The organism is Shigella sp. FC1967 (assembly GCF_001743005.1).
Classification (GTDB): Bacteria; Pseudomonadota; Gammaproteobacteria; order Enterobacterales; family Enterobacteriaceae; genus Proteus.
In genome coordinates this window covers 1-2,975 of the sequence record NZ_MIIZ01000819.1, presented here as the reverse complement: position 1 = coordinate 2,975, position 2,975 = coordinate 1, and the positions used below count along the sequence as shown (strand labels likewise).

At 37.0% G+C, this 2,975-nt stretch carries 3 protein-coding genes and 1 pseudogene; 2 read left to right on the top strand and 2 right to left on the bottom strand.

All coding sequences use genetic code 11. From position 1 onward, the window contains the following. Nucleotides 1-10 precede the first annotated feature (10 nt). Nucleotides 11-1,381: an MFS transporter gene (locus BHE89_RS13675; RefSeq protein WP_128860547.1), complete on the bottom strand. Its 1,371-nt coding sequence runs from the start codon at nucleotides 1,379-1,381 to the stop codon at nucleotides 11-13. Nucleotides 1,382-1,474: 93 nt separating this feature from the next. Between BHE89_RS13675 and BHE89_RS27105 the strand changes: the two genes are divergently transcribed. Next, the gene (locus BHE89_RS27105; RefSeq protein ID WP_353615131.1) at nucleotides 1,475-1,840 is read left to right on the top strand and encodes a helix-turn-helix transcriptional regulator; all 366 of its coding nucleotides are present in this window, start codon (nucleotides 1,475-1,477) and stop codon (nucleotides 1,838-1,840) included. An 85-nt stretch (nucleotides 1,841-1,925) separates the two neighbouring features. Beyond that, complete coding sequence (locus tag BHE89_RS27100; RefSeq protein ID WP_353615130.1) at nucleotides 1,926-2,126, top strand: helix-turn-helix domain-containing protein; 201 nt, start codon at nucleotides 1,926-1,928, stop codon at nucleotides 2,124-2,126. Nucleotides 2,127-2,211: 85 nt separating this feature from the next. Here BHE89_RS27100 and BHE89_RS13665 read toward each other — a convergent pair. Next, a pseudogene (locus BHE89_RS13665) lies at nucleotides 2,212-2,946 on the bottom strand (glycogen/starch/alpha-glucan phosphorylase). Nucleotides 2,947-2,975 lie beyond the last annotated feature (29 nt).

The following is a 2,975-nucleotide window of genomic DNA, read 5'->3' as shown; positions in this document are numbered from 1 at the left end:
TAAATCGCCATTAAGGGGCTAATGCTAAAAATAAGAAAAGGGCAGATGCAGAAGAAGAAAGTCCTTCAGGTGTACCACTATTGAAACCATTTAAATTAACTATCATACCCGCAAATGCAGACCCTAACGCGGTTGCAAACAGTTGTACGGTAGTAATTGAGGCACCGGCAATATCCTTATCTTGCGTGGAAGCTGCTTGTAATATACGAGTTAACAGGTGAGGCCAACCAAAACCGATACCATAACCCACTAAAAACAAAGCAAATAAAATAATAAAAAGACTAATCGCATTTTCTGATTGCAGCATTGGATTTGGAATAACAAACGCCAACACGATTAAACCGATAAAAACAATAATAGGGCCACTCAAAATGCTAAAACGCATTTTAGCCCCTTGCCAGCTCGCACTAATTATTTCAGCAACCGTCCAACCTAATGCCATTAATGCACTCATATAACCTGAAGCTAAAGGCGTTTGCATATGTAAGCTTTGTAAATAATAAGGAACAAAGATCTCACAAGTCATACCAATGGCTAATAGTGAAATAGTTAAATACAACAACGCATGTAAAGAGAGCCCTTTAAATGTATTGGTAGGTAATAATCGAACGGTAAAACGCTTTTCACAGAAAATAAGTACACCAATCAAACCAAACACAGCCACAATGCTGATCAAATTAAGGGTAAGTGAGGAAGAGAGGCTCCCCGATGAAATCAGCAGAACTGCGACTGTTAAAATTATCAGTTGAAGATAAGGTAGGCTTTGTGATGTTGATTTTGAAGCGTTATGGTCATTCTTTGGCAAAATAAACCACAGGTAAATACCATAAAAAAGCATAATAGGTAACATAATACCAAAAGCATAACGCCAAGCGTCTAATTGAGCGAAAATTCCCCCAATAGCAGGGCCAATTAACGTAGCAACACCCCACATACCTGAAATTAATGCCATTGCTCTTGGCCATAAAGCTTGATCGTAAACGATATTCACCATGGCATAAGAAAGCGCAAATAAAAGGCCACCACCAAGACCTTGAATAAATCGGCCAATGAGCATGATTTCCATTTTCGGTGCAATTGCACACAATAAACTACCAATAAAAAATAAGACTGCGCTGGATAAATATGAACCTCTAGCACCGAATAAGCTGAGTAAGCGAGCAGACAATACGGAGCCAATAATTGAAGCCGCTACAAATAGCGTGGTATTCCATGCATATAACGTCATGCCTCCAATGTCTGTTACGACAGAAGGTAGGATCGTTGTTGCCATTAAAATATTAATTGCATGGATCACGACACCAAAAGAGAGGGCAAAAGAAATTGCACCATTCCGTCCTGAAAAAAGATCGCGCCATTGGCTATTATTATTTGGGTGCATGAGAAAAAATATCCTTCTTTCATTGCTATTACGACATAGCTTCGTTAAATTACCAAGATAAAACTTGGATAAATAAATACTGAGACGCTGAATATGTCAAGAAAAAACTTGGAATATAATTATCCTGCTCAACGAACGGTTGGCGACAAAATTTTATTTTTAATTAAAAAACATGGACCTATGCAAGCAAATGAGATTGGACAACGTCTGGGTACAAGTGGTGAAGCAGCAAGACAACAATTTGTAAAACTTGCTAATGCAGGATTTGTTGAAGCGATAACTGAGCCAAAAGGTGTCGGAAGACCGATTCAATATTGGCATTTAACCGAATTAGGGCAGAAACAATTTCCGGATACTCATGCTGAATTAACTGCTCAGATTTTACTGACTATTCGTGAAGAATTAGGTGAAAGTGCGATTGATAAAATTATTTTAGCACGAAAAAAAACAGAGCTATGATCGCTATATACAAGCGATAAAAGATGTAGATGAACTAACAGAACGTTTAGATATCTTAGCTACACTTCGTAGTCAAGAAGGCTATATGGCACACTGGAAACAAGTAAAAGATAATGAATATCTTTTTATTGAAGATCATTGCCCAATTTGTGCAGCCGCTAAAGTATGCCAAGGGTTTTGTAATACAGAAAAAGAGCTCTTTTCTGAAACACTAGGAGTTGAACTGCAACGTGTTGAATATATTTTAGAAGGCGCAAGACGTTGCGCTTACCTAATTAAAATCTAATTTATTTAGCCTTGAACTGATAGAAGCTAAAAACCGCGCAATAAAGCGCGGTTACTGTTCTGTCCTTAGAAATTTAGCTTCGTTTTTACAATGTAATCGCAGAAGCTTTCCAAATTCGTTGCATATATTCTGTTACTGCACGGTCTGAAGAAAAATAGCCCATTTGACAGATATTTAACGCGGATTTTTTCAACCAAGCATCTTCATCTTGATAGAGAATATCAACACTATCTTGAGTATCAACATAGCTACGATAATCGGCTAATACCTGATAATGGTCACCAAATTCAATTAAGCTATCAAAAATTGATTTGTATTTATCTGGATCAGTGGGATTAAAGAAACCATTAGCGATTTGATTAAGCGCAGTATGTAACTCAATATCTTCATCATAATAACGGCGAGGGGAATAACGCTGTCTTAATTCCGCGACTTCTTGTGCATTGTGACCAAAGATAAACATATTATCAAACCCCACATGTTCACCAATTTCAATATTAGCCCCATCCAACGTTCCGATGGTTAACGCACCATTTAGCGCAAATTTCATATTTCCTGTACCAGAAGCTTCTGTTCCTGCTAATGATATTTGCTCAGATAAATCTGCTGCGGTGATAATGTGTTGCGCTAAACTTACACCGTAATTAGGAATAAAGATCACTTTTTAGTTTATCTTTAATACGCTCATCATTATTAATCTTAATTTGCAATATTCATTGATAAGATTGATAATTTTTTTCGCATTATAATAAGCCGATGCAGCTTTACCGCCAAAAATAAATACACGAGGTACCCCGTTTTTTTCTGGATTTTCTAAAATACGATTATAACGAGTGATAATGCCTAACA

What these genes read in the sequence shown, in the direction of transcription:
- BHE89_RS13675 (WP_128860547.1), bottom strand. Translation starts at nt 1,381, where the DNA reads ATGCACCCAAATAATAATAGCCAATGGCGCGATCTTTTTTCAGGACGG.
- BHE89_RS27105 (WP_353615131.1), top strand. Translation starts at nt 1,475, where the DNA reads ATGTCAAGAAAAAACTTGGAATATAATTATCCTGCTCAACGAACGGTT.
- BHE89_RS27100 (WP_353615130.1), top strand. Translation starts at nt 1,926, where the DNA reads ATGGCACACTGGAAACAAGTAAAAGATAATGAATATCTTTTTATTGAA.